Origin of the sequence: Microbacterium zouquanmingi (assembly GCF_052266675.1) — a bacterium.
Classification (GTDB): Bacteria; Actinomycetota; Actinomycetes; order Actinomycetales; family Microbacteriaceae; genus Microbacterium.
On record NZ_JBQPRA010000003.1, the window covers coordinates 227,171 to 244,669 of the forward strand.

Consider the following 17,499-nt stretch of genomic DNA (forward strand, 5'->3'; position numbering starts at 1 on the left):
TGGAGTGACGAGGATCATCGCAGGCGACGCGCGCGGACTCCGGCTGGATGTTCCCGGCAGCGGTACGCGCCCCACCAGCGACCGTGTGCGAGAGTCGCTCTTCGGAGCCCTCGAATCCGCCGGTGTCATCGAAGGCTCACGAGTGCTCGACCTCTACGCCGGTTCTGGCGCACTGGGTCTCGAAGCTCTCAGTCGGGGCGCCGCAGCTGTCGATCTCGTCGAGAAGTCTCGACCGGCGGCGGTGATCGTCAGGCGAAACGTGGCGACCGTGTCCAAGGCTCTTGGCGCCTCGGCATCCGCGGCTCCCCCCGCGCGCGCACACGAAAGCGCTGTCCAGGCCTTCCTCAAACGTGCAACAGGGCCGTGGGACCTCGTCTTCACCGATCCGCCGTACGACCTCGACGATGCCGCGATGACCGCGGACCTTGCGGCCGTGGCTCCACTGCTGTCTGAGGACGCTGTCGTCGTCATCGAGCGCGCTCGACGCTCGACGCCGCCCGATACGGCGGCTGCTGGTCTGGAGATCTTCCGCGAAAAGACCTATGGCGATACCGCCATCTGGTGGGCTCAGCCTGCCGCAGCATCCCAATCGCGGTAAGGGTCCCAGCCTGCGGCATCCACGACCCGGCCATCGCAGAGCACGTCCTCCGCTCCCCTCACGCGAACTGCGCCGACGGCGCGGAATCCCAAGGGCAGCACGCCCGGCGGGAACGTCGCGAGCAATGCGTGGTCTTCCCCACCGGCCAGCGCACGAGCGGGATCGTCACCGAGCGCATCGCGATCGAAATCGATCGTGACGGCGGATGCTGACGCCATCCGCCCTGCGTCAAGAGCAAGCCCGTCCGAGACATCCATCATCGCCGTCGCTCCGCCAGCAGCTGCAGCGGCTCCGAGACCGATCGGAGGTGATGGGCGCAGCTGCGCCGTGACCGCCGCGCGTTCGCCTGGCAGGAGCTGCGCGTCATCGACAGGCACCGGAGTCTCACCGTCGCGGAATCGGCCGAACAGAACGCTGAGCCCGCGGGCAGAGAGCCCGACTTCACCGGCGATCGCCACCGTATCTCCTACCCGGGCCCCAGAGCGTTTCACTGCCGAGCGGCCTTCGAGATCGCCAAGAGCGGTGACAGCGATCATGAGGACTTCGGAGACGGTCAGGTCTCCGCCGATGACCGAGCAACCGGGTGCGAGTGTCTCGCATGCTGCGCGGAAGCCGTCCGAGAGCTGCTCGACGAACGACAGTCTGAGATCCTTCGGCACCGCGAGTGCCACGAGGAGTCCTGTAGGCCTGGCCCCCATCGCCGCGACATCCGCCAGGTTCACCGCAGCCGATTTCCAACCGAGGTCGTACGCACCCGACCACGCCAGCCGAAAGTCCGGGCCGTGCACGAGTGTGTCGGTGGTGGCTACGACCGAGCCGGAGGGCGTCGCCAGAACCGCAGCATCATCCCCCGGCCCAAGAATCGTGTGCGTGGCGGGTGCGGTACGAGCGAGGATGGCACGAAGCACGGTGCCTTCCGAGACGTCACCCAGGCGCGGATCATCGTCTGCTGAACGTGAGGCCATGCTCTCAAAGGTAGCCTGGAATCATGTCCCCCCGTCTTGTCTCCGCCGCCATCCTCCTGCTCGGAACGGCGCTCCTCGGCGGCTGTTCGAGCACGGTGCATCTGGAGCCGGCTGACGATGCGAACAACCCGCTGTGCGCCGAGGTGATGGTCGGGCTCAAGAACGCCAACAGCATCGCCGACATGGATCGCCGTTGGACGGATGCGCAGTCGACAGCGGCCTGGACCGCACCGGACGGCGCCTCTGCGATCCTCCTGCGGTGCGGGGTCACGGTTCCTGGCCCCACAGCAGACCTGCAGTGCGTGAGCCTGGAGGGCATCGACTGGCTCGTCGATGATTCGGAGAGCCCGAAGCTGCGACTGACCACGTACGGCCGCAACCCCGCCGTGCAGCTCTACATCGACACCGAGGTCGTCAGCTCCAACGACGTGATCAGCAGCCGCGCACTGGTCGGTCCGTTGATTTCGATCCACGCGGATCGTCAGTGCACCACCCCGGACGAGCTCGACGAAGACGCGCAGGAGCTGCTGGGCTGACGCGACGTGGCCGCTAGCGCTGCAGTCCGCTTTCGATCAGCTCGCTGATGAGGTCGCCGTAGCTCAGCCCTGATGCCACCCAGCACTTCGGGAACATGGAGATCGGCGTGAACCCCGGCATGGTGTTCAGCTCATTCACGACGAGCTGACCGTCCGGCGTCACGAAGAAGTCGACACGGGCGAGTCCCTTGCCGTCTACCGCCTCGAATGCGCGCACCGCGGTCTCGCGCAACGAGGAGATCAACGCCTCATCCACCTCGGCCGGGCAGACGATCTCGACACCGTCACCACCGAGGTATTTACCCTCGAAGTCGTAAAAGCTGCGCGTGGTCAAGACCACTTCGCCGGGCAGCGAGGCTCGTGCGCGACCGCCCTGACGTCCGGCAAGCACTCCCACCTCGATCTCGCGTCCGGTGATCTTGGTCTCGACCAGCACCTTGTCGTCCTCATCGAAAGCGATGCGCAGCGCCTCATCGAGGCCCTTACCATTCTCGACGCGCGAGACTCCAACGCTGGATCCGGCGCTCGCAGGCTTCACGAAGACAACGTCACCGAGCTCGGCGATCGAGCGTCGGATCGCCTCAGGGTCGATCGCCCACTGCGCCTGCCGAACCGTGACCCCTGGGGCGACGGCGATGCCCGCAGCACTCAGCGCCAGCTTGGTGAAGTGCTTGTCGAGGCAGACTGCGGAATCGAGGATCCCGCCGCCCGCATACGGCACGTCGAGCACGTCGAAGAAGCCCTGAATCGCGCCATCCTCGCCGTGGAGGCCATGCAGGAGAGGCAGGACGACATCGACCTCACCGAGATCGGTCACGGCGCCATCGGGTGCGATGACGCGGAGCGTGCGCGTGCCACTGGGCTCAGGCCACATCACGCGCGAGCCGTTGTCGACGACCTCAGGGAGGTTCGCTGCGTCCAGAGCGAATTTCGCGGAATCATCCTCTTCGAGCACGAATGCGCCTTCGCGGGTGATCCCGACCGGGATCACCTCGTAACGATCACGATCAATCGCCTGCAGAACTCCGCCGGCCGTCGCGGAACTGATGGAATGCTCGCTGGAACGCCCGCCGAAGAGCACCACCACCGTCTGCTTGTCCATGATTGGTTCTCTCCTCCTGGGGAGTGTCGTCGTCTGTCGTGAGGTGGGGCGCGATATCGCGTGGGTTCATTTTGCCGTCGAGCACCATCTTCACCTGCTCGACGATCGGCATGTGCACGTCGGATTCGTGCGCGAGCTTCAGGATCGGTGCAACAGATGCCAATCCTTCGGCCGTCTGGTTCATCTGCTTCACGACGTCTTGGAAGTCGTAGCCCTGCCCGAGGAGCCTGCCTGCGGTGTTGTTGCGGCTCAGCGGCGACTGGCAGGTGGCGATGAGATCGCCGAGCCCTGCAAGCCCCTGCAGAGTCTCGCGCTGCGCACCGTTGGCGACCGCGAAGTCAGTCATCTCGACCAGACCGCGCGTGATGATCGATGCCTTGGTGTTCTCGCCGTAACCGACGCCGTCGACGATGCCGATCGCGACGGCGATGAGGTTCTTCAGAACGCCGCCGAACTCGGTGCCGATCACATCCGTGTTCACGAACGTGCGGAAGTAGGAGTTGCGTGCGGCTCGGGCGATCGTCTCCGCCGTCTCCTGGCTGCGGGAGGCGATGACAGCGGCCGTGGGTTGCTCTCTCGCGATCTCGAGCGCAAGGTTCGGCCCGGAAGCGACAGCGATGCGGTTCGGATCGCAAGCGATCTCCTGCTCGATGACCTGGCTCATTCGCAGACCGCTCGCACGCTCGACGCCCTTCATCAGGCTAACGATCGGAACGTCGGTGTGCTCGAGCAGCGGACGCAGCGCCTTGAGGTTCTCGCGAAGCGATTGGCTCGGCACGGAGAGGTACACCTGATCCGCGCCCTCAACGGCGGTCGACAGCTCGTGAGTGGCCGTCATCGACCGGGGCAGGTTGATGCCGGGGAGGTACTTGGAGTTCCGCTTGGCCTCGGCGATCTCGAGCGCCTGTTCGGGGCGTCTGGCCCACATGGTGACGTGTGCGCCGCCGTCGGCGAGGATCTTGCCGAAAGTGGTCCCCCAGCTGCCCGCACCGATGATCGCTACGCGCGGATGGGCATCGACGTCTTTCTCAGGAGTCAAGGCGCCCGGTCTCCTTCTGACCGTGATCGGTCGGGTTCCACCGCTTCGAGGGGGCCTTCTCTGAGCGCAGACGCTCGAGCAGCTCGGTGATCGCGTTCATCAGACGCTCGGTGGCGATGGTGACAGCGGCCTGATCGTTCTCCTTGCCGACGAGGTCGCTGATGTCGATAGGGTCGCCGATGATCACGTCGACCCGCTTCCGCAGTGGCCAGACGCTCAAACCCTTCTGGTAACGACCCATGATCTCCTGGGTACCCCACTGCGCCATCGGGATCAACGGGATGTTTCCCGCCATCGCCAGACGGACCGCGCCAGACTTGCCGCGCATCGGCCAAAGATCCGGATCACGCGTCAGAGTGCCCTCTGGATACACGATCACACCGCGACCGGCCTCGACCAACGCGCGCGACTGCGCGATCGTGTCTGCCGCCGACGTGCGTGAGGAGGACCGTGCCACCGGAACCATACCGGTCTTATGCAGCACCCAGCCCAGCACCGGAACCTTGAAGAGACTCTCTTTGGCCATGAAGCGCGGCAGCCTTCCCAACTTCCACACCGCGAGCGCGACCACCAGCGGATCGAACTCGGAGTAGTGGTTGGGCGCGAGCACGAACGGCCCCTTCTCAGGGAGCTTCTCGCGGTCGGTGAATCGCAGCTTCGCCAGCAGCGAGATCAGCGGTACCGCGACAGCCGCCAACGGCCAGAACATGCTGGGCCGAGACTTCTCCGATGATCCGGAAGCCATCTGCGTCAGCCGATGACGTCGAAGTCGGCGCCGAGCGCTTCGAGCTTGGCCAGGAAGTTCTCGTAACCGCGGCTGAGGATGTCTACGCCAGATACCTTCGATTCTCCCGTTGCGGTGAGAGCCGCGATGATGTGGCTGTACCCACCGCGCAGGTCAGGAACGACGATCTCTGCGCCTCGCAGCGGCGTGGGTCCCGTGATCACCGCAGCCTGCTCGAGCTCACGGCGGGGAACACGACGGGGTCCGTCCTGCAGGCCGTGGGGATGAACGACGATGTCGGCACCCATCTTCACGAGTGCGTCGGTGAAGCCCATCCGGTTCTCGTACACCGTCTCGTGCACGACCGAACGGCCGCTCGCCTGGGTGAGCGCGACGACGAGCGGCTGCTGCCAGTCGGTCATGAATCCGGGGTGCACATCGGTCTCGACGACGACGGGCTTCACATCACCGTCGCGACGGAACAGGATGCCGTCCTCCTGGATGTCGAACCAGCCGCCTGCTTTGCGGAACACGTTCAGGAACGTCAGCATCTCCTGCTGCTTCGCACCGCCGACGAAGATCTCGCCATCGGTCGCGAGTGCCGCAGAGGCCCAAGAAGCTGCCTCGTTGCGATCGAAGATCGACCGGTGGTCGTAACCGCGCAGGGTCTCGACGCCTTCGATCAGGATCACCCGGTTCGGCTCATAGGAGATGATCGCGCCCATCTTCTGCAGAACGGCGATCAGATCCATGATCTCGGGCTCGATGGCCGCGTTGCGCAGCTCCGTCGTGCCCTCTGCGCGCACTGCGGTGAGCAGCACCTGCTCGGTGGCTCCGACGCTCGGGTACGGCAGGTGGATGTTCGCACCGTGCAGGCGCCCGTTGGGCGTCGACAGACGGATGCCGCTGGGGAGCTTCTCGACCGTCGCACCGAACTTGCGCAGTGCATCGAGGTGGAAATCGATCGGCCGGTCGCCGATGCGGCAGCCGCCGAGATCGGGGATGAAGGCCTGCCCCAGACGGTGCAGGAGCGGTCCGCAGAACAGGATCGGAATGCGGGAAGCACCTGCGTGCGCGTCGATCTCTTCCATGTGAGCGGATTCGACATCGCTCGGGTCGAGGTGAAGAGCGCCGGGCTCATCGCCCTCAGTCACCCGCACGCCGTGGACCTCGAGCAGCGAACGGACGACGGCGACGTCACTGAGAGCCGGAACATCACGCAGGATGCTCGCGTCTTCGCCGAGGAGAGCCGCGACCATCGCTTTGGTTGCGAGGTTCTTCGCGCCCTTGACATCGACTCGGCCGCGCAGCGCTCGACCACCGCGAATCGCCAGTACATCTCCGGTCAAGGCTGGTGCTCCATCCTGAAGTTCAGCATGCACAGTTCTCGTCATTCGATGAGCCTCACTTCATGTTCACGAATCGCGGCCGCAGCCGACGGGCGTTGTCGCCCCGACCCACGGTGCTCGGTCCCGCGGACTTGCGTCAGCGGACAGGGAGCGTACGTGGCCGCCACGACTCGCGGCGGGCCTCGAACTGCGCGATCTTGTGTTCATTGCGCAGCGTGAGCCCGATGTCATCGAGCCCTTCGAGGAGCCGCCATCTAGTGTAATCGTCGACGTCGATAGTGGCCTGGAAATCGCCGATCGTTGCGGTGCGCGCCTCGAGATCGACGGTGATCGAGGCACCGGGGTTCGCGTCGATCTCGGCCCAGATCCGCTCCACGTCGGCTTCGGAGATCGTAGCGGCGAGCAGACCCTGCTTACCCGCGTTGCCGCGGAAGATATCCGCGAAACGTGAACTGAGCACCACGTTGAATCCGAAGTCGCGCAGGGCCCAGACCGCGTGCTCACGGCTTGATCCGGTGCCGAAGTCGGGGCCTGCAATCAGCACCGAAGCACCTTGGAACGGATCCTGATTCAAGACGAACTGCGGGTCCTGACGCCAGGCGTGGAAGAGCGCATCTTCGAAACCTGTCTTGGTGACGCGCTTGAGGAACACCGCGGGAATGATCTGGTCGGTGTCGACGTTCGAGCGCTTCAGAGGAGCCGCGATACCGGTATGCGTCGTGAACTTCTCCATGATCAGGCTCCTACCAACTCTTCCGTCTTCGACAGATCGCTCGGGCTCGACAGCGTGCCGCGCACAGCTGTCGCAGCCGCGACCAGCGGCGAGACGAGGTGCGTGCGCCCGCCCTTGCCCTGGCGCCCCTCGAAGTTGCGGTTCGAGGTGGAAGCGCAGCGCTCCCCCGGTGCCAGCTGATCAGGATTCATTCCCAGGCACATCGAGCAGCCGGCGAAGCGCCACTCTGCGCCGAAGTCCTTGACGATCTTGTCGATTCCCTCGGCCTCGGCCTCCAGCCGCACCCGGGCCGAACCCGGAACGACCATCACGCGCACGCCCTCGGCCTTCGTGCGCCCCTGGATGATCGAGGCGAACGCCCTGAGGTCCTCGATGCGGCTGTTCGTGCAGGATCCCATGAACACCGCATCCACCGCGACCTCTTTCAACGGGGTCCCGGGTGTCAGGTCCATGTATTCCAGCGCGCGTTCGGCGGCCGCGCGCTCATTCGGATCCGCGATCTCCACAGGGTTCGGGACGGCCGCCGACAGCGAGCTGCCCTGGCCAGGGTTGGTGCCCCAGGTGACGAACGGCTCGAGCTCGTTCGCATCGATGAACACCTCAGCGTCGAACGCGGCGCCCTCGTCCGTGGGGAGCGTGCGCCAATAGGCGACAGCATCCTCCCAGTCCTGGCCCTGCGGCGCGTGAGGTCGGCCCTTCACGTACGCGAAAGTCGTCTCGTCCGGCGCGACCATTCCTGCACGCGCACCCGCTTCGATCGACATGTTGCAGATCGTCATGCGCCCCTCCATGGAGAGGGCGCGGATGGCACTGCCGCGGAACTCGAGCACGTACCCCTGTCCGCCGCCAGTGCCGATCTTCGCGATGATCGCGAGAATGATGTCCTTCGCGGTGACGCCGGACTTGAGCTCACCGTCCACCGTGATCGCCATGGTCTTGAACGGCTTCAGCGGGAGCGTCTGCGTCGCCATGACGTGCTCGACTTCGCTGGTGCCGATGCCGAATGCGATCGAGCCGAAGGCACCGTGGGTTGAGGTGTGCGAGTCACCGCAGACGACGGTGATTCCCGGCATCGTGAGTCCGAGCTGCGGACCGACGACGTGCACGATTCCCTGTTCCGCGTCGCCGAGCGAATGCAGGCGCACGCCGAATTCCTCGGCATTGCGACGCAGCGTCTCGATCTGCGTGCGGCTAGTCAGGTCAGCGATCGGCTTATCGATCTCGAGAGTCGGGGTGTTGTGGTCCTCGGTGGCGATCGTCAGATCGAGCCGACGCAGCGGCCGCTGCTCAGCGCGCAGACCGTCGAAGGCCTGCGGGCTGGTCACCTCGTGGACGAGGTGAAGATCGATGTAGATGAGATCCGGCTCACCGTTCTCGCCCTTGACGACGAGGTGGTCATCCCAGACCTTCTCGGCAAGGGTTCGCGGACGGCTCGAAGAAACAGGGATTTCAGCTGAGGTCATGTCGATATCTCCAGTAGTCGGCGGTTCGGCCACGCTGGACGCCGCGACGAGGAAGGCCTAATTCGAGGTCTCGTCGCGGCCGCTAAGGAGGAGAACCACACGCCGCATGTCGGTCAGTTTACACGGCGCCACAACGTGGGAGGCCACGCGTCACCGGCCCAGCGCAGCCCGCTTCTCCCGCGAAGACGCGATCAGGCTTGCGATGGTGGCGACAGCCATCGACGCGAAGATGACGCCGAGCGAAACCCAGTTGTTGATATCCGGCGCCCATGCGATCGGCTGACCGCCGTTGATGAACGGCAACTCGTTCTCGTGCATGGCGTGCAGCACGAGCTTGACGCCGATGAATCCGAGGATGAATGCGACACCGTAGTGCAGGTACTTCAGCTTCTCCAGCAGACCGCCGAGGAGGAAGTAGAGCTGGCGCAGCCCCATCAGAGCGAACAGGTTCGCCGTGAAGACGATGAACGGATCCTGGGTGACCCCGAAGATCGCAGGGATCGAGTCGACAGCGAACATGAGGTCAGTGACGCCAAGCGAGACGAACACGATGAGCATCGGCGTCCACATCTTCTTGCCGGCGACGACCGTGCGGATCTTCGATCCGTCGTACTCGTCGCTGATGTCGATGCCACGACGAAGCAAACGGATGATGAATCCCTCTGTCTGCTTGTCGTCCTCGTGCTTCTCCGGCATCGCCTGTCTGATGGCGGTGTAGACGAGGAAAGCGCCGAAGATGTAGAAGATCGGGCTGAGGTGCTCGACGGCCGCGCCGACGATGATGATGAACACCGCGCGAAGGACCAGGGCGATGATGATGCCCACCATCAGAGCTTCCTGCTGGTAGCGCCGCGGAACCGAGAACTGCGTCATGATCAGTACGAACACGAAGAGGTTGTCGATGGAGAGGCTGTACTCCATTGCCCACCCGGTGAGGAAGTCCAGTGAGGTCTTGGCATCGCCGACGAAGAACAGCACTGCGGCGAAGATCAGGGCGAGGGTCACGTAGAAGGCGACCCAGAGGCTCGATTCCTTCGTCGAGGGAATGTGCGGACGCTTCAGGATGAGAAGCAGATCAGCGATCAAGATGACGGTCAGGACCACGAGGGACGTGATCTCGAACCACACGGGGATGTTCAAGGGTGCTCAGCACCTTTCGAGGGGTTGGTTGGATCCGAAAGTCTCTCCCCCGCACTGAGTGCGTCGCGCGCCCGGAGCAGCTTTGATGGTGCTCGTGATGACGATACGCGCGGACTGGGATACTCCCTCTCGCTCGGTCGATATTACCGGAGAAAATTCTGAGACGATGATGCAACTCCCGACACTCTCAGGCGAGAGACCTCCGAAGGGAACCGAATGTCACAGCGTTCTGAAGACCAGGAGCTCGCGGCGCGTGCCGCGCGCGGCGATCAGAGCGCGTTCCGAGTGCTGTACCGCGCCCATGTGCGGCCGGTGTACTGGATCGCGCACGGCATCCTCGGTACCGCGACGGATGCCGAGGACGTGACGCAGGAGACATTCATCGTCGCGTGGCGCAAACTGCCCTCGCTCGACCTGGTCGGCGATTCGCTCCTGCCGTGGCTGGCGACGATCTGTCGCTTCCAGGCGGCAAATCGCCTTCGTCAGCAGCGACGCGAGCGAGCCCACACAGCGGATGCTGTCGATGATGCGCTCCCCAGTTCAGTCAACCTGGAGGAACAGGTGATCACTGCAGCCCTCGCCGAGCGGATCACCACGGAGATCGGGACGTTGAGCGTGCTGGATCAGGAGATCTTCCGGCTGTGCGCGACGGAGGGCTACGCCTACCAGGCGGCAGCCACCGAACTCGGAGTCAGCCACGCGGTCGTCCGCAACCGTCTCTCGCGCGTGCGCACGCAGTTGCGCGACACCGTCAACGAATCGAGAGACGCATGAACGATCACACCCCCATGACGGATCTTCCGGAGCTCTCGGAGGAGCGGATCGCCAAGATTGAGGATGCCGTGTTCGCTGAGATATCCGAGCACGGAGCATCCGCTCGCACACGGCCGGCCTCCGCTCGGACCAGGCGACGCCGCTGGCTCACCGGGCTAGGGGTTGCCGCCGCTTTCGCCGCAGGCATCCTCATCGCTCCGCCGATTCTGGATGTGGTCGGCAACTCTGGCGGGTCGATGAGCGCGGGCGACAGTGCACGCGTGACCGCGGTGACGGAGGCTGCGCCAGATATGAGCACTGCAGATTCCGCGGCGATGGACGTTTCCCCTGCTCGCGAGATCATCCGAACCGCGCAGGCGACCCTCAGAGTGAAGAACATCGAAGATGCCTCTGACGCCATCGCCGCCATCGCCGAGGAACACGGCGGCTATGTGGAGAGCACGGAGCTGCGCGCCGCGCAGATGGTCGATGGCGCCGTAGCGGACGCGCCGGAGGCCGAAGGCTACGGGTGGATCAGCATCCGGGTTCCTTCGGCAGACCTGACCGTCATCATCGACGAGCTCGGTTCCACCGGGACCGTCCTCGCTTCCTCCGTCTCGCAGCAGGACGTGACCTCTGCCGCAATCGACCTGCGCGCCCGCGTCGAGACCACCCGGGCATCAGTCCAGCGGCTCACCGAGCTGATGGCGAACACCGCGAGCGTGGGTGAACTCATCGAGGCCGAGTCCGCGCTGGCCGAGCGCCAGGCGCAGCTCGAGTCCTATGAGCAGCAGCTCGCGGCGCTCGACGACCAGGTCGCGATGTCGACTCTGCAGGTGGAGCTGACTCGCTCCACCGGCGCGACCGCGGCGGATCCTGCCGGCTTCGGGGATGGTCTGCTCGCCGGTTGGAACGGTCTGATCGTCTCGCTGAACGCGCTGGTGATCGCGTTCGGCTTCCTTCTCCCCTGGCTCGCGGTCGCCGGCGTCGTCGTCCTCATCATCTGGGTGATCCGTCGACGACGACCACACCGAGATATCGTCGATCACCGTTGATTTTCCGCGGTATACAAGAAGTCTTGTGAGTCTTGCCACGCGCGCTTAGCGTGGGTGGCATGGAAGAGATCGAAGCGATCACCGCTGTGCACCACCCGGTACGCCGACGCATCGTCGACTACCTCGGACTGTACGGACCAAGTCAAGTCACCACGCTCGCCCGCGCTCTCGATCAGCAGGTGGGCAGCATCAGTCATCACCTGCGGATGCTGCAGCGCGCCGACATCATCGAACGCGCCGACGACCCCACCGGCGACAAGCGCACGAGCTGGTGGCAGCGCTCACGCACGCGTCTCAGCTGGTCAGCAGACGATTTCGCGGACTCGCCCGCCGATGCGATGCTCGCGCGAAGCGCGGAGCGCGCGAACATCAAGGCGCACATCGGCCGACTTTCTTCGTGGCATCGAGCCGTCGACCCGGATCCAGCGTGGAAACGTGCCGCGTTCAGCACAGACGCGCTGTCCTGGGCATCCGCTGACGAACTCGCCGCGCTCTCGAAAGCACTAGCCGAAACCATCGATACCTGGCGCCGGTCGATCGCGACGGACGACGGGGCCGAACGACAGCCGGTCTTCGTGTTCGCGCACGGCTTCCCCACCACCCCGTGACAGCGAGCGCACCAGTGCTTCTGCGAGAGCCCCCGAGGTTCTCCCGCGACGTTGTCGTCCATGCCTGGATCATTGTCAAAGCGCTCTCCGATGCAGGCGACGCGATCTGGAGCATCGCTCTGGCGTGGACGGCGGTGCAGACCACCTCGCCCGCGATCGCCGGGTTGATCGTCGCCGCGGGCACCGTACCGCGCGCGATGATCCTGCTCTTCGGCGGTGTGCTTGCCGATCGCGCGAACGCACGCACAGTCATGATGATCTTCAATGCGCTCAGAGTGGGCGTTCTCGTCACGGTCGCACTGTGGGTCCTGGCCTGCCCACCATCCGTGTTGCTCCTTCTGCTCGCTGCGGTGGCATTCGGCGCTTGCGATGCGTTCTACGAACCATCTGCGGCGACAATCGGGCGCCAGCTCGTCCGCACGGAAGATCTGGCCTCTTACAGTGCAGTCATGCAGACCGCGACGCGACTGGGCACGATGGGAGGAGCAGCACTGGGCGGCTTCCTCGTGGCCTACGCAGGTCTCGCCGGAAGCGCCGCGCTCAACGCGTTGACCTTCAGCTTCGTCATCGCATTCATCGCCATCTGGCTGCGCCCTCGATTCGCCCTCGCTCGTGCCGCGCATGAGTCCGCATTGCGCGGCATCCAGAGCGGTTTCGCGCATCTCAAGGATGAACCGACCACCCGCACCCTCGTCATCGCCCTGTCCGGGCTGAACCTCGCGGTGGGCCCGGCCACCGGCATCGGAATCGCGCTTCGCGCGCACGACGAAGGCTGGGGCGCGCAAGCCGTAGGTATTTTGGAAGCACTGATCGGCCTGGGAGCGGCGGTCGGCACGATCGCGGTGGCGAGATGGCGTCCGCGACGCGAAGCCCTCGGCGGGTTCTGGGCTCTCGTTGCGCAGGGCGTGGGGATCATCCTTCTCGGAGCAGGCCCATTCTGGCTCACGGGAATCGGCAGCGCGCTCATCGGGCTGACGGCCGGGTTCGCGTCCGTCCTGCTCGGCGCGACGTTCGCCGCAACCGTCGACACCGCTTATCTCGGACGAATGAGCGCGATCACCCGACTCGGCGACGATGTGCTGATGCCGCTGGCCATGGCAGCGTTCGGTGCCCTGGCGGCAGCGACGACCATCTGGGTCGCGTTCGTCACGTTCGGTGTGGCGCTGATCGGCATGATGGCCTTTCCGCTGACCAACCCCGCGTTGCGCACACTCGCCCTCAGGGAATGAAGAGGTGGGCGCGAGACGCGCTCGCCCCTTGACCGCGCCTGCCATCACGCCCCGCGTATCTGCTGCGCTCATCGACCCCAGAACGTTGGAGCAGCTGGACGTTCTCCTCGCCGCCGCCGAAGTCGAGCTCTCCGATGAAGTGCTTGACCGAATCGACACCATCGTGCCACCGGGCACCGGCGTCGGCAGGCAGGATCAGCAGTACGATACTCCACCGATCCAGACACCTGAGCTCCGGCGCCGGACCGTGGAAGAGCGCTCAGCCGCGTGGTCCGGAAAACAAAGAACCCCCGGCAGAGGCCGGGGGTTCTTTCTGTTGTGTGACCCCAGCGGGATTCGAACCCGCGTTACCGCCGTGAGAGGGCGGCGTACTAGGCCGCTATACGATGGGGCCATGTCTTGCGGAGCGTTTCCGTCCCGCGACAACCGTTCAAGTATGCCATGGGGTTTTCCACTCCGCAAAATCGGCTGGGCACCATTCGGATTCCCGGGCGCGTCTTCCTACCGCCCCGCGTTTGCCGGATGGCCCGGAAAGGAGTTGAATCACGGTATGCGCCTGACGAAGCTCGAACACGCCACCCTCCGGCTCGACGAGAGCGGCGACACACTCCTCATCGATCCCGGCTCGTTCACGACCCCTCTCGATGACCTCTCGAGCGTCGTAGGCATCGTGCTCACCCACGAGCACGGGGACCACTGGACGCCGGAGCATCTCGACCGGATCCTCCGCGCAGCGCCAGGCACGCCGATCTTCGCTCCCGCGGGTGTGGCTGCCGCCGCGAGCGACTACGAGATCACGGTCGTCTCCCCCGGTGACAGCGTGACCGTCGGACGATTCTCGCTACGATTCTTCGGCGGCGAGCACGCCGTGATCCACTCATCTCTCCCGCTCGTGCAGAACGTCGGCGTTCTCGTGAACGACGAGCTCTACTACCCGGGTGACTCCTACGCTGTGCCAGAGGGCGTCGCAGTAGACGTTCTCGCAGCGCCCGTGGGCGCGCCATGGCTGAAGCTCGGCGACGCTATGGACTTCGTGCTCGCGGTGAAGCCGAGACGCGCATTCGGCACGCACGACATGACACTGTCTGTGATCGGTCGCAACATGCACCGTCAGCGATTGCAGTGGGCGACGGAGCAGAACGGTGGCGAGTTCTTCGAGCTGGATCCCGGCGACGCTCTGGACCTGTGATTCGCCTCCTGCCTGCGCCCACAGAGCGCCTTCGATTTCGTGAGATGAGTGCCGATGATCTCGAGATCATGGCGGCGATGCTCGGAGACGCTGATGTCATGGCGTTCTACCCGGCACCCAAGTCCCGTGCTGAGAGTGCCGGGTGGATCGATCGGATGCAACGGCGTTACGCGTGCGACGGCCATGGCCTGTGGATCATCGAGACGCACGCCGGTGAATTCGTGGGCGAATGCGGCATCACCTGGCAGTCGTACAACGACATCCCCGTGCGGGAAGTGGGGTACCACGTGCTCCCCCGTTTCCAGCGTCGGGGCTACGCGACGGAGGCAGCCCACGCGTGCGTCGAGGTCGTCCGAGGTCAATTCGCGCCGACCCTGCTCACCGCGATCATCCACCCTGACAACGTTGCCTCACGACGTGTCGCGGAGCACCTCGGAATGACGCATATCGCCGACGACCACGCCCATCCGTGGATCGTGCGCACGGTCATGGGCATGATGGTCGAGCGGTCCGCTCAGCCCACTCCGCCGGCGAGCTGAGACTGCGCGGCACGCACCCGCAGGTCGCGGGCGAGATTGTCGCGCTGCTCGATGACCAGCCGCCGAAGCGCGCCAGGCGCGCCCTCGTTCGCGGCAAGCCAGGCGTCGACGTCGTCGAGCGACTCGGACGCGGGGAACAGCCCGAGGACGAGGCGCCTGGCCAGCTCGATGCTGCGGGTCTGCCACGCCCCCAGGATTCGTTCGAAGTAGCCGGTGTCAAGCGACGCGATGAGGTCGCGTCGCCCACCGGCGCGCACGCCGTCGATCGTCGCGCTCAGGTGATCATTGCTCAGCGTGTGGTCCTCCCATGCCGCGTGCCATGCCACGATGCGCGACTCGGCGAGGGGCTCGGACCATAGCGCGCGGATCGACGCAGTGCGCCCGCTGGCGGTGTCATCACGCCCCAGCTCGGCAGATATGTCTTCGCCGCTCGCATGGCCCGTGGTGCGCAGTGCGGTCAGCAGCGCCCAGCGTAGATCAGGATCGACCCGCAACTTCTCTGGGGCATCGCCGTCGAGCGTCGCACGAGCCTGCGTCGCGTAGACGTCATCGTATGCGGATGCCGCCGCGAAAGCACGCGCCCAAGACAGTTGAGCGTCACTGCCTGCATCAGCTTCGGACAGCGCGTTCCACGTCGTATCCAGCCACGCCGTACGGTGCGCCGCACGGACGTCATGCGGCAGATAGTGCCCGATCGCATAGGCAGCATTCGCGACCACGCCGCTGAGCAGCCCGATGTTCGCTTCGGATGCCGCGTGCGCACCGACGATCCGCAGATACCGCTCCGCCGGCAGTTCGCCGTCTCTCGTGGCGTTCCACAGCGACGACCACACGAGCGCGCGCGGCAGCGGCTCAAGCGTGGACAGCGCCTGCTCGACGGCAGTCAGCGAACGTGCGTCCAGACGAGCCTTCGCGTACGTGAGGTCATCGTCGTTGATGAGCACGAGGTCGGCGTCCCCGAAAGTCACCGGCGTGCGCTCCTCGACGATGTCGAGCTCCACCAGATCGCGGCGGGCGAGGCGTCCGTCGACGAGGTCGTACAGCCCCACGCGCAGTCGGTGCGGGCGTGGGTCGCTCTGCACGAGCATCCGCTCCCCCTTATCGCCTTCGATCGAGAGAGTCGACATACCGCTTGTCTCGAGCCACGCGCGCGACCAGGCGCGCACATCGCGGCCTGAGACATCCTCGAGCTGCACGAGAAGATCTTCCAGTGTCGTGTTCCCATAAGCGTGTGCGGCGAAGTACCGGCGGGCTCCCTCGAAGAAGTGCTCCTCGCCGACGAAGGCGACGAGCTGCTTGAGGACAGCAGCACCCTTCGCATACGTGATGCCATCGAAGTTGAGCTTGGCGGCCTCGAGATCTGTGATGTCGGCGACGATCGGATGCGTCGTGGGGAGCTGATCCTGCTGATAAGCCCATGCCTTGCGGTTCGCGGCGAACCGCTCCCAGGCATCGGTGTAGCGGGTGGCTGCCGCCGAGGCGTGTGCCCCCATGTAGTCGGCGAACGACTCCTTCAGCCAGAGATCGTCCCACCAGCGCATCGTGACGAGATCGCCGAACCACATATGCGCCATCTCGTGCAGGATCGTGTTCGCCCGGGCGCCGCGCTGCGCATCCGTAGCTGCGCCCCGAGAGAGATAAGCCTCGGTGAAAGTCACCAGTCCTGGGTTCTCCATCGCACCGAGGTTGTACTCGGGCACGAAGATCTGATCGTACTTTCCCCATGGATATGCGAACGCGAAAGCATCCGTGAAGAAATCAAGACCCTGCTTGGTGACCTCGATGATCTCGTCAGCCTCGAGGAACTCCGCAAGCGAAGGCCGGCAGAGCACACCGAGTGAGACGGTCTGGTCGCCGCAGGTCCACTCCGCATCCACCCGGTGATACGGGCCGGCTGCGACAGCGGTTATGTAGCTGGAAAGCGGGAGGGTCGGGGCGAACTCGACTGTCCGCACGCCGTCGTGTTCGGAAGCCGCAGATACCGACTGGTTGGAGAGCACCTGCCAGCTGGCGGGTGCATGCACGACGAAAGAGTATGCGGCCTTCATATCCGGCTGCTCGAAGCACGCCATCACGCGTCGAGAGTCAGCGGGCTCGTACTGCGTGTACAAGTACGTCTCACCGTCGACCGGATCGACGAAGCGGTGCAGCCCCTCGCCCGACCGCGAGTAGGCGCCGATCGCCTCGACGATGACGACATTGGATCCCGCGAGACCAGTGATCTGGATGCGAGAGCCGTCGTAGTCCACGGGATGGTCCGAACCGTTGACCGTGACGCGGTGCACCTCTTCACCGACGAAGTCGAGCCAGGTCTCAGAAGTCGAAGCATCGAAGTCCAACGTTGTCGTGGTCCCGAAGCCGCTCTGCGCCGCATCGGGAGCGTCCCGCAGATCGAGTTCGACCCGGATGGAGTGAACGGTGATGACCGCAGATCGCGCGGCTGTCTCTTCTCTGGTCAGGTTCGCTGAGCTCATGAC

At 64.9% G+C, this 17,499-nt stretch carries 17 protein-coding genes and 1 tRNA gene; 8 read left to right on the forward strand and 10 right to left on the reverse strand.

Translation table 11 applies throughout. From position 1 onward, the window contains the following. The first annotated feature begins 4 nt into the window (after positions 1 to 4). Complete coding sequence (rsmD, locus tag ACTU6V_RS08540) at positions 5 to 598, forward strand: 16S rRNA (guanine(966)-N(2))-methyltransferase RsmD (RefSeq protein WP_443468175.1); 594 nt, start codon at positions 5 to 7, stop codon at positions 596 to 598. On the opposite strand, the gene thiL is transcribed toward rsmD, so the two are convergent. After that, a complete protein-coding gene (thiL, locus tag ACTU6V_RS08545) occupies positions 568 to 1,563 on the reverse strand; it encodes a thiamine-phosphate kinase (protein WP_443475421.1) in 996 nt (331 codons plus the stop codon). The two genes, rsmD and thiL, sit on opposite strands and share 31 nt — an antisense overlap. A 23-nt stretch (positions 1,564 to 1,586) precedes the next feature. Here thiL and ACTU6V_RS08550 point away from each other — a divergent pair, with 23 nt between their 5' ends. Beyond that, positions 1,587 to 2,099 (forward strand): DUF3515 family protein, encoded by a 513-nt coding sequence (locus ACTU6V_RS08550; protein ID WP_443475422.1) that lies wholly within the window; start codon positions 1,587 to 1,589, stop codon positions 2,097 to 2,099. Positions 2,100 to 2,112: 13 nt separating this feature from the next. Here the strand turns inward: ACTU6V_RS08550 and ACTU6V_RS08555 are convergent, their stop codons facing one another. The 7 genes from ACTU6V_RS08555 to ACTU6V_RS08585 form a co-directional block, all read right to left on the reverse strand. Continuing rightward, positions 2,113 to 3,201 carry a D-alanine--D-alanine ligase family protein gene (locus ACTU6V_RS08555; RefSeq protein ID WP_443468172.1) on the reverse strand — a complete coding sequence of 363 codons (1,089 nt, stop codon included), beginning with the start codon at positions 3,199 to 3,201 and terminating at the stop codon, positions 2,113 to 2,115. Next, positions 3,107 to 4,240 (reverse strand): NAD(P)H-dependent glycerol-3-phosphate dehydrogenase, encoded by a 1,134-nt coding sequence (locus ACTU6V_RS08560; RefSeq protein WP_443468171.1) that lies wholly within the window; start codon positions 4,238 to 4,240, stop codon positions 3,107 to 3,109. Before ACTU6V_RS08560 ends, ACTU6V_RS08555 begins: the two co-directional genes overlap by 95 nt. Next, positions 4,230 to 4,985 (reverse strand): lysophospholipid acyltransferase family protein, encoded by a 756-nt coding sequence (locus ACTU6V_RS08565; RefSeq protein WP_443468170.1) that lies wholly within the window; start codon positions 4,983 to 4,985, stop codon positions 4,230 to 4,232. The genes ACTU6V_RS08560 and ACTU6V_RS08565 overlap by 11 nt, the downstream gene beginning before the upstream one ends. A 5-nt stretch (positions 4,986 to 4,990) precedes the next feature. Continuing rightward, positions 4,991 to 6,358 (reverse strand): UDP-N-acetylglucosamine 1-carboxyvinyltransferase, encoded by a 1,368-nt coding sequence (gene murA / locus ACTU6V_RS08570; protein WP_443468169.1) that lies wholly within the window; start codon positions 6,356 to 6,358, stop codon positions 4,991 to 4,993. A 91-nt stretch (positions 6,359 to 6,449) separates the two neighbouring features. Then, a complete protein-coding gene (gene leuD / locus ACTU6V_RS08575; RefSeq protein ID WP_443468168.1) occupies positions 6,450 to 7,046 on the reverse strand; it encodes a 3-isopropylmalate dehydratase small subunit in 597 nt (198 codons plus the stop codon). A 2-nt stretch (positions 7,047 to 7,048) separates the two neighbouring features. Then, positions 7,049 to 8,509, reverse strand: a complete 1,461-nt coding sequence (leuC, locus tag ACTU6V_RS08580; protein ID WP_443468167.1) for a 3-isopropylmalate dehydratase large subunit — start codon at positions 8,507 to 8,509, stop codon at positions 7,049 to 7,051. Between the two features lie 150 nt (positions 8,510 to 8,659). After that, entirely contained in the window at positions 8,660 to 9,649 is a 990-nt protein-coding gene (locus ACTU6V_RS08585) for a TerC/Alx family metal homeostasis membrane protein (protein ID WP_443468166.1), read from the reverse strand. A gap of 216 nt (positions 9,650 to 9,865) precedes the next feature. Between ACTU6V_RS08585 and ACTU6V_RS08590 the strand changes: the two genes are divergently transcribed. Genes ACTU6V_RS08590 through ACTU6V_RS08605 form a run of 4 tightly spaced genes read left to right on the forward strand, consistent with a single transcriptional unit; the run spans position 9,866 to position 13,294 of the window. Then, positions 9,866 to 10,423 carry an RNA polymerase sigma factor gene (locus ACTU6V_RS08590; protein WP_443468165.1) on the forward strand — a complete coding sequence of 186 codons (558 nt, stop codon included), beginning with the start codon at positions 9,866 to 9,868 and terminating at the stop codon, positions 10,421 to 10,423. Further along, positions 10,420 to 11,457: a DUF4349 domain-containing protein gene (locus ACTU6V_RS08595; RefSeq protein ID WP_443468164.1), complete on the forward strand. Its 1,038-nt coding sequence runs from the start codon at positions 10,420 to 10,422 to the stop codon at positions 11,455 to 11,457. Before ACTU6V_RS08590 ends, ACTU6V_RS08595 begins: the two co-directional genes overlap by 4 nt. Positions 11,458 to 11,516: 59 nt before the next feature. Further along, positions 11,517 to 12,065, forward strand: a complete 549-nt coding sequence (locus tag ACTU6V_RS08600; protein ID WP_443475423.1) for a winged helix-turn-helix domain-containing protein — start codon at positions 11,517 to 11,519, stop codon at positions 12,063 to 12,065. Then, positions 12,062 to 13,294, forward strand: coding sequence for an MFS transporter (locus ACTU6V_RS08605; RefSeq protein WP_443475424.1), 1,233 nt, complete (start codon positions 12,062 to 12,064; stop codon positions 13,292 to 13,294). Before ACTU6V_RS08600 ends, ACTU6V_RS08605 begins: the two co-directional genes overlap by 4 nt. Positions 13,295 to 13,615: 321 nt before the next feature. Here the strand turns inward: ACTU6V_RS08605 and ACTU6V_RS08610 are convergent. Then, positions 13,616 to 13,688, reverse strand: a tRNA-Glu gene (locus ACTU6V_RS08610). 156 nt (positions 13,689 to 13,844) lie between these two features. Here ACTU6V_RS08610 and ACTU6V_RS08615 point away from each other — a divergent pair. Then, on the forward strand, positions 13,845 to 14,483 hold the full coding sequence (locus ACTU6V_RS08615; RefSeq protein ID WP_443475425.1) for an MBL fold metallo-hydrolase: 639 nt from the start codon (positions 13,845 to 13,847) through the stop codon (positions 14,481 to 14,483). Continuing rightward, entirely contained in the window at positions 14,480 to 15,022 is a 543-nt protein-coding gene (locus ACTU6V_RS08620; protein WP_443468160.1) for a GNAT family N-acetyltransferase, read from the forward strand. The genes ACTU6V_RS08615 and ACTU6V_RS08620 overlap by 4 nt, the downstream gene beginning before the upstream one ends. Here ACTU6V_RS08620 and pepN read toward each other — a convergent pair. Next, positions 14,998 to 17,496 carry an aminopeptidase N gene (gene pepN, locus ACTU6V_RS08625; protein ID WP_443475426.1) on the reverse strand — a complete coding sequence of 833 codons (2,499 nt, stop codon included), beginning with the start codon at positions 17,494 to 17,496 and terminating at the stop codon, positions 14,998 to 15,000. The genes ACTU6V_RS08620 and pepN overlap by 25 nt on opposite strands. Positions 17,497 to 17,499 lie beyond the last annotated feature (3 nt).

Bases quoted from the DNA above. Each gene is read 5' to 3' on its own strand.
- thiL (WP_443475421.1), bottom strand. From the start codon at position 1,563: ATGGCCTCACGTTCAGCAGACGATGATCCGCGCCTGGGTGACGTCTCG.
- ACTU6V_RS08550 (WP_443475422.1), top strand. From the start codon at position 1,587: ATGTCCCCCCGTCTTGTCTCCGCCGCCATCCTCCTGCTCGGAACGGCG.
- ACTU6V_RS08555 (WP_443468172.1), bottom strand. From the start codon at position 3,201: ATGGACAAGCAGACGGTGGTGGTGCTCTTCGGCGGGCGTTCCAGCGAG.
- ACTU6V_RS08565 (WP_443468170.1), bottom strand. From the start codon at position 4,985: ATGGCTTCCGGATCATCGGAGAAGTCTCGGCCCAGCATGTTCTGGCCG.
- murA (WP_443468169.1), bottom strand. From the start codon at position 6,358: ATGACGAGAACTGTGCATGCTGAACTTCAGGATGGAGCACCAGCCTTG.
- leuD (WP_443468168.1), bottom strand. From the start codon at position 7,046: ATGGAGAAGTTCACGACGCATACCGGTATCGCGGCTCCTCTGAAGCGC.
- leuC (WP_443468167.1), bottom strand. From the start codon at position 8,509: ATGACCTCAGCTGAAATCCCTGTTTCTTCGAGCCGTCCGCGAACCCTT.
- ACTU6V_RS08590 (WP_443468165.1), top strand. From the start codon at position 9,866: ATGTCACAGCGTTCTGAAGACCAGGAGCTCGCGGCGCGTGCCGCGCGC.
- ACTU6V_RS08595 (WP_443468164.1), top strand. From the start codon at position 10,420: ATGAACGATCACACCCCCATGACGGATCTTCCGGAGCTCTCGGAGGAG.
- ACTU6V_RS08600 (WP_443475423.1), top strand. From the start codon at position 11,517: ATGGAAGAGATCGAAGCGATCACCGCTGTGCACCACCCGGTACGCCGA.
- ACTU6V_RS08615 (WP_443475425.1), top strand. From the start codon at position 13,845: ATGCGCCTGACGAAGCTCGAACACGCCACCCTCCGGCTCGACGAGAGC.
- pepN (WP_443475426.1), bottom strand. From the start codon at position 17,496: ATGAGCTCAGCGAACCTGACCAGAGAAGAGACAGCCGCGCGATCTGCG.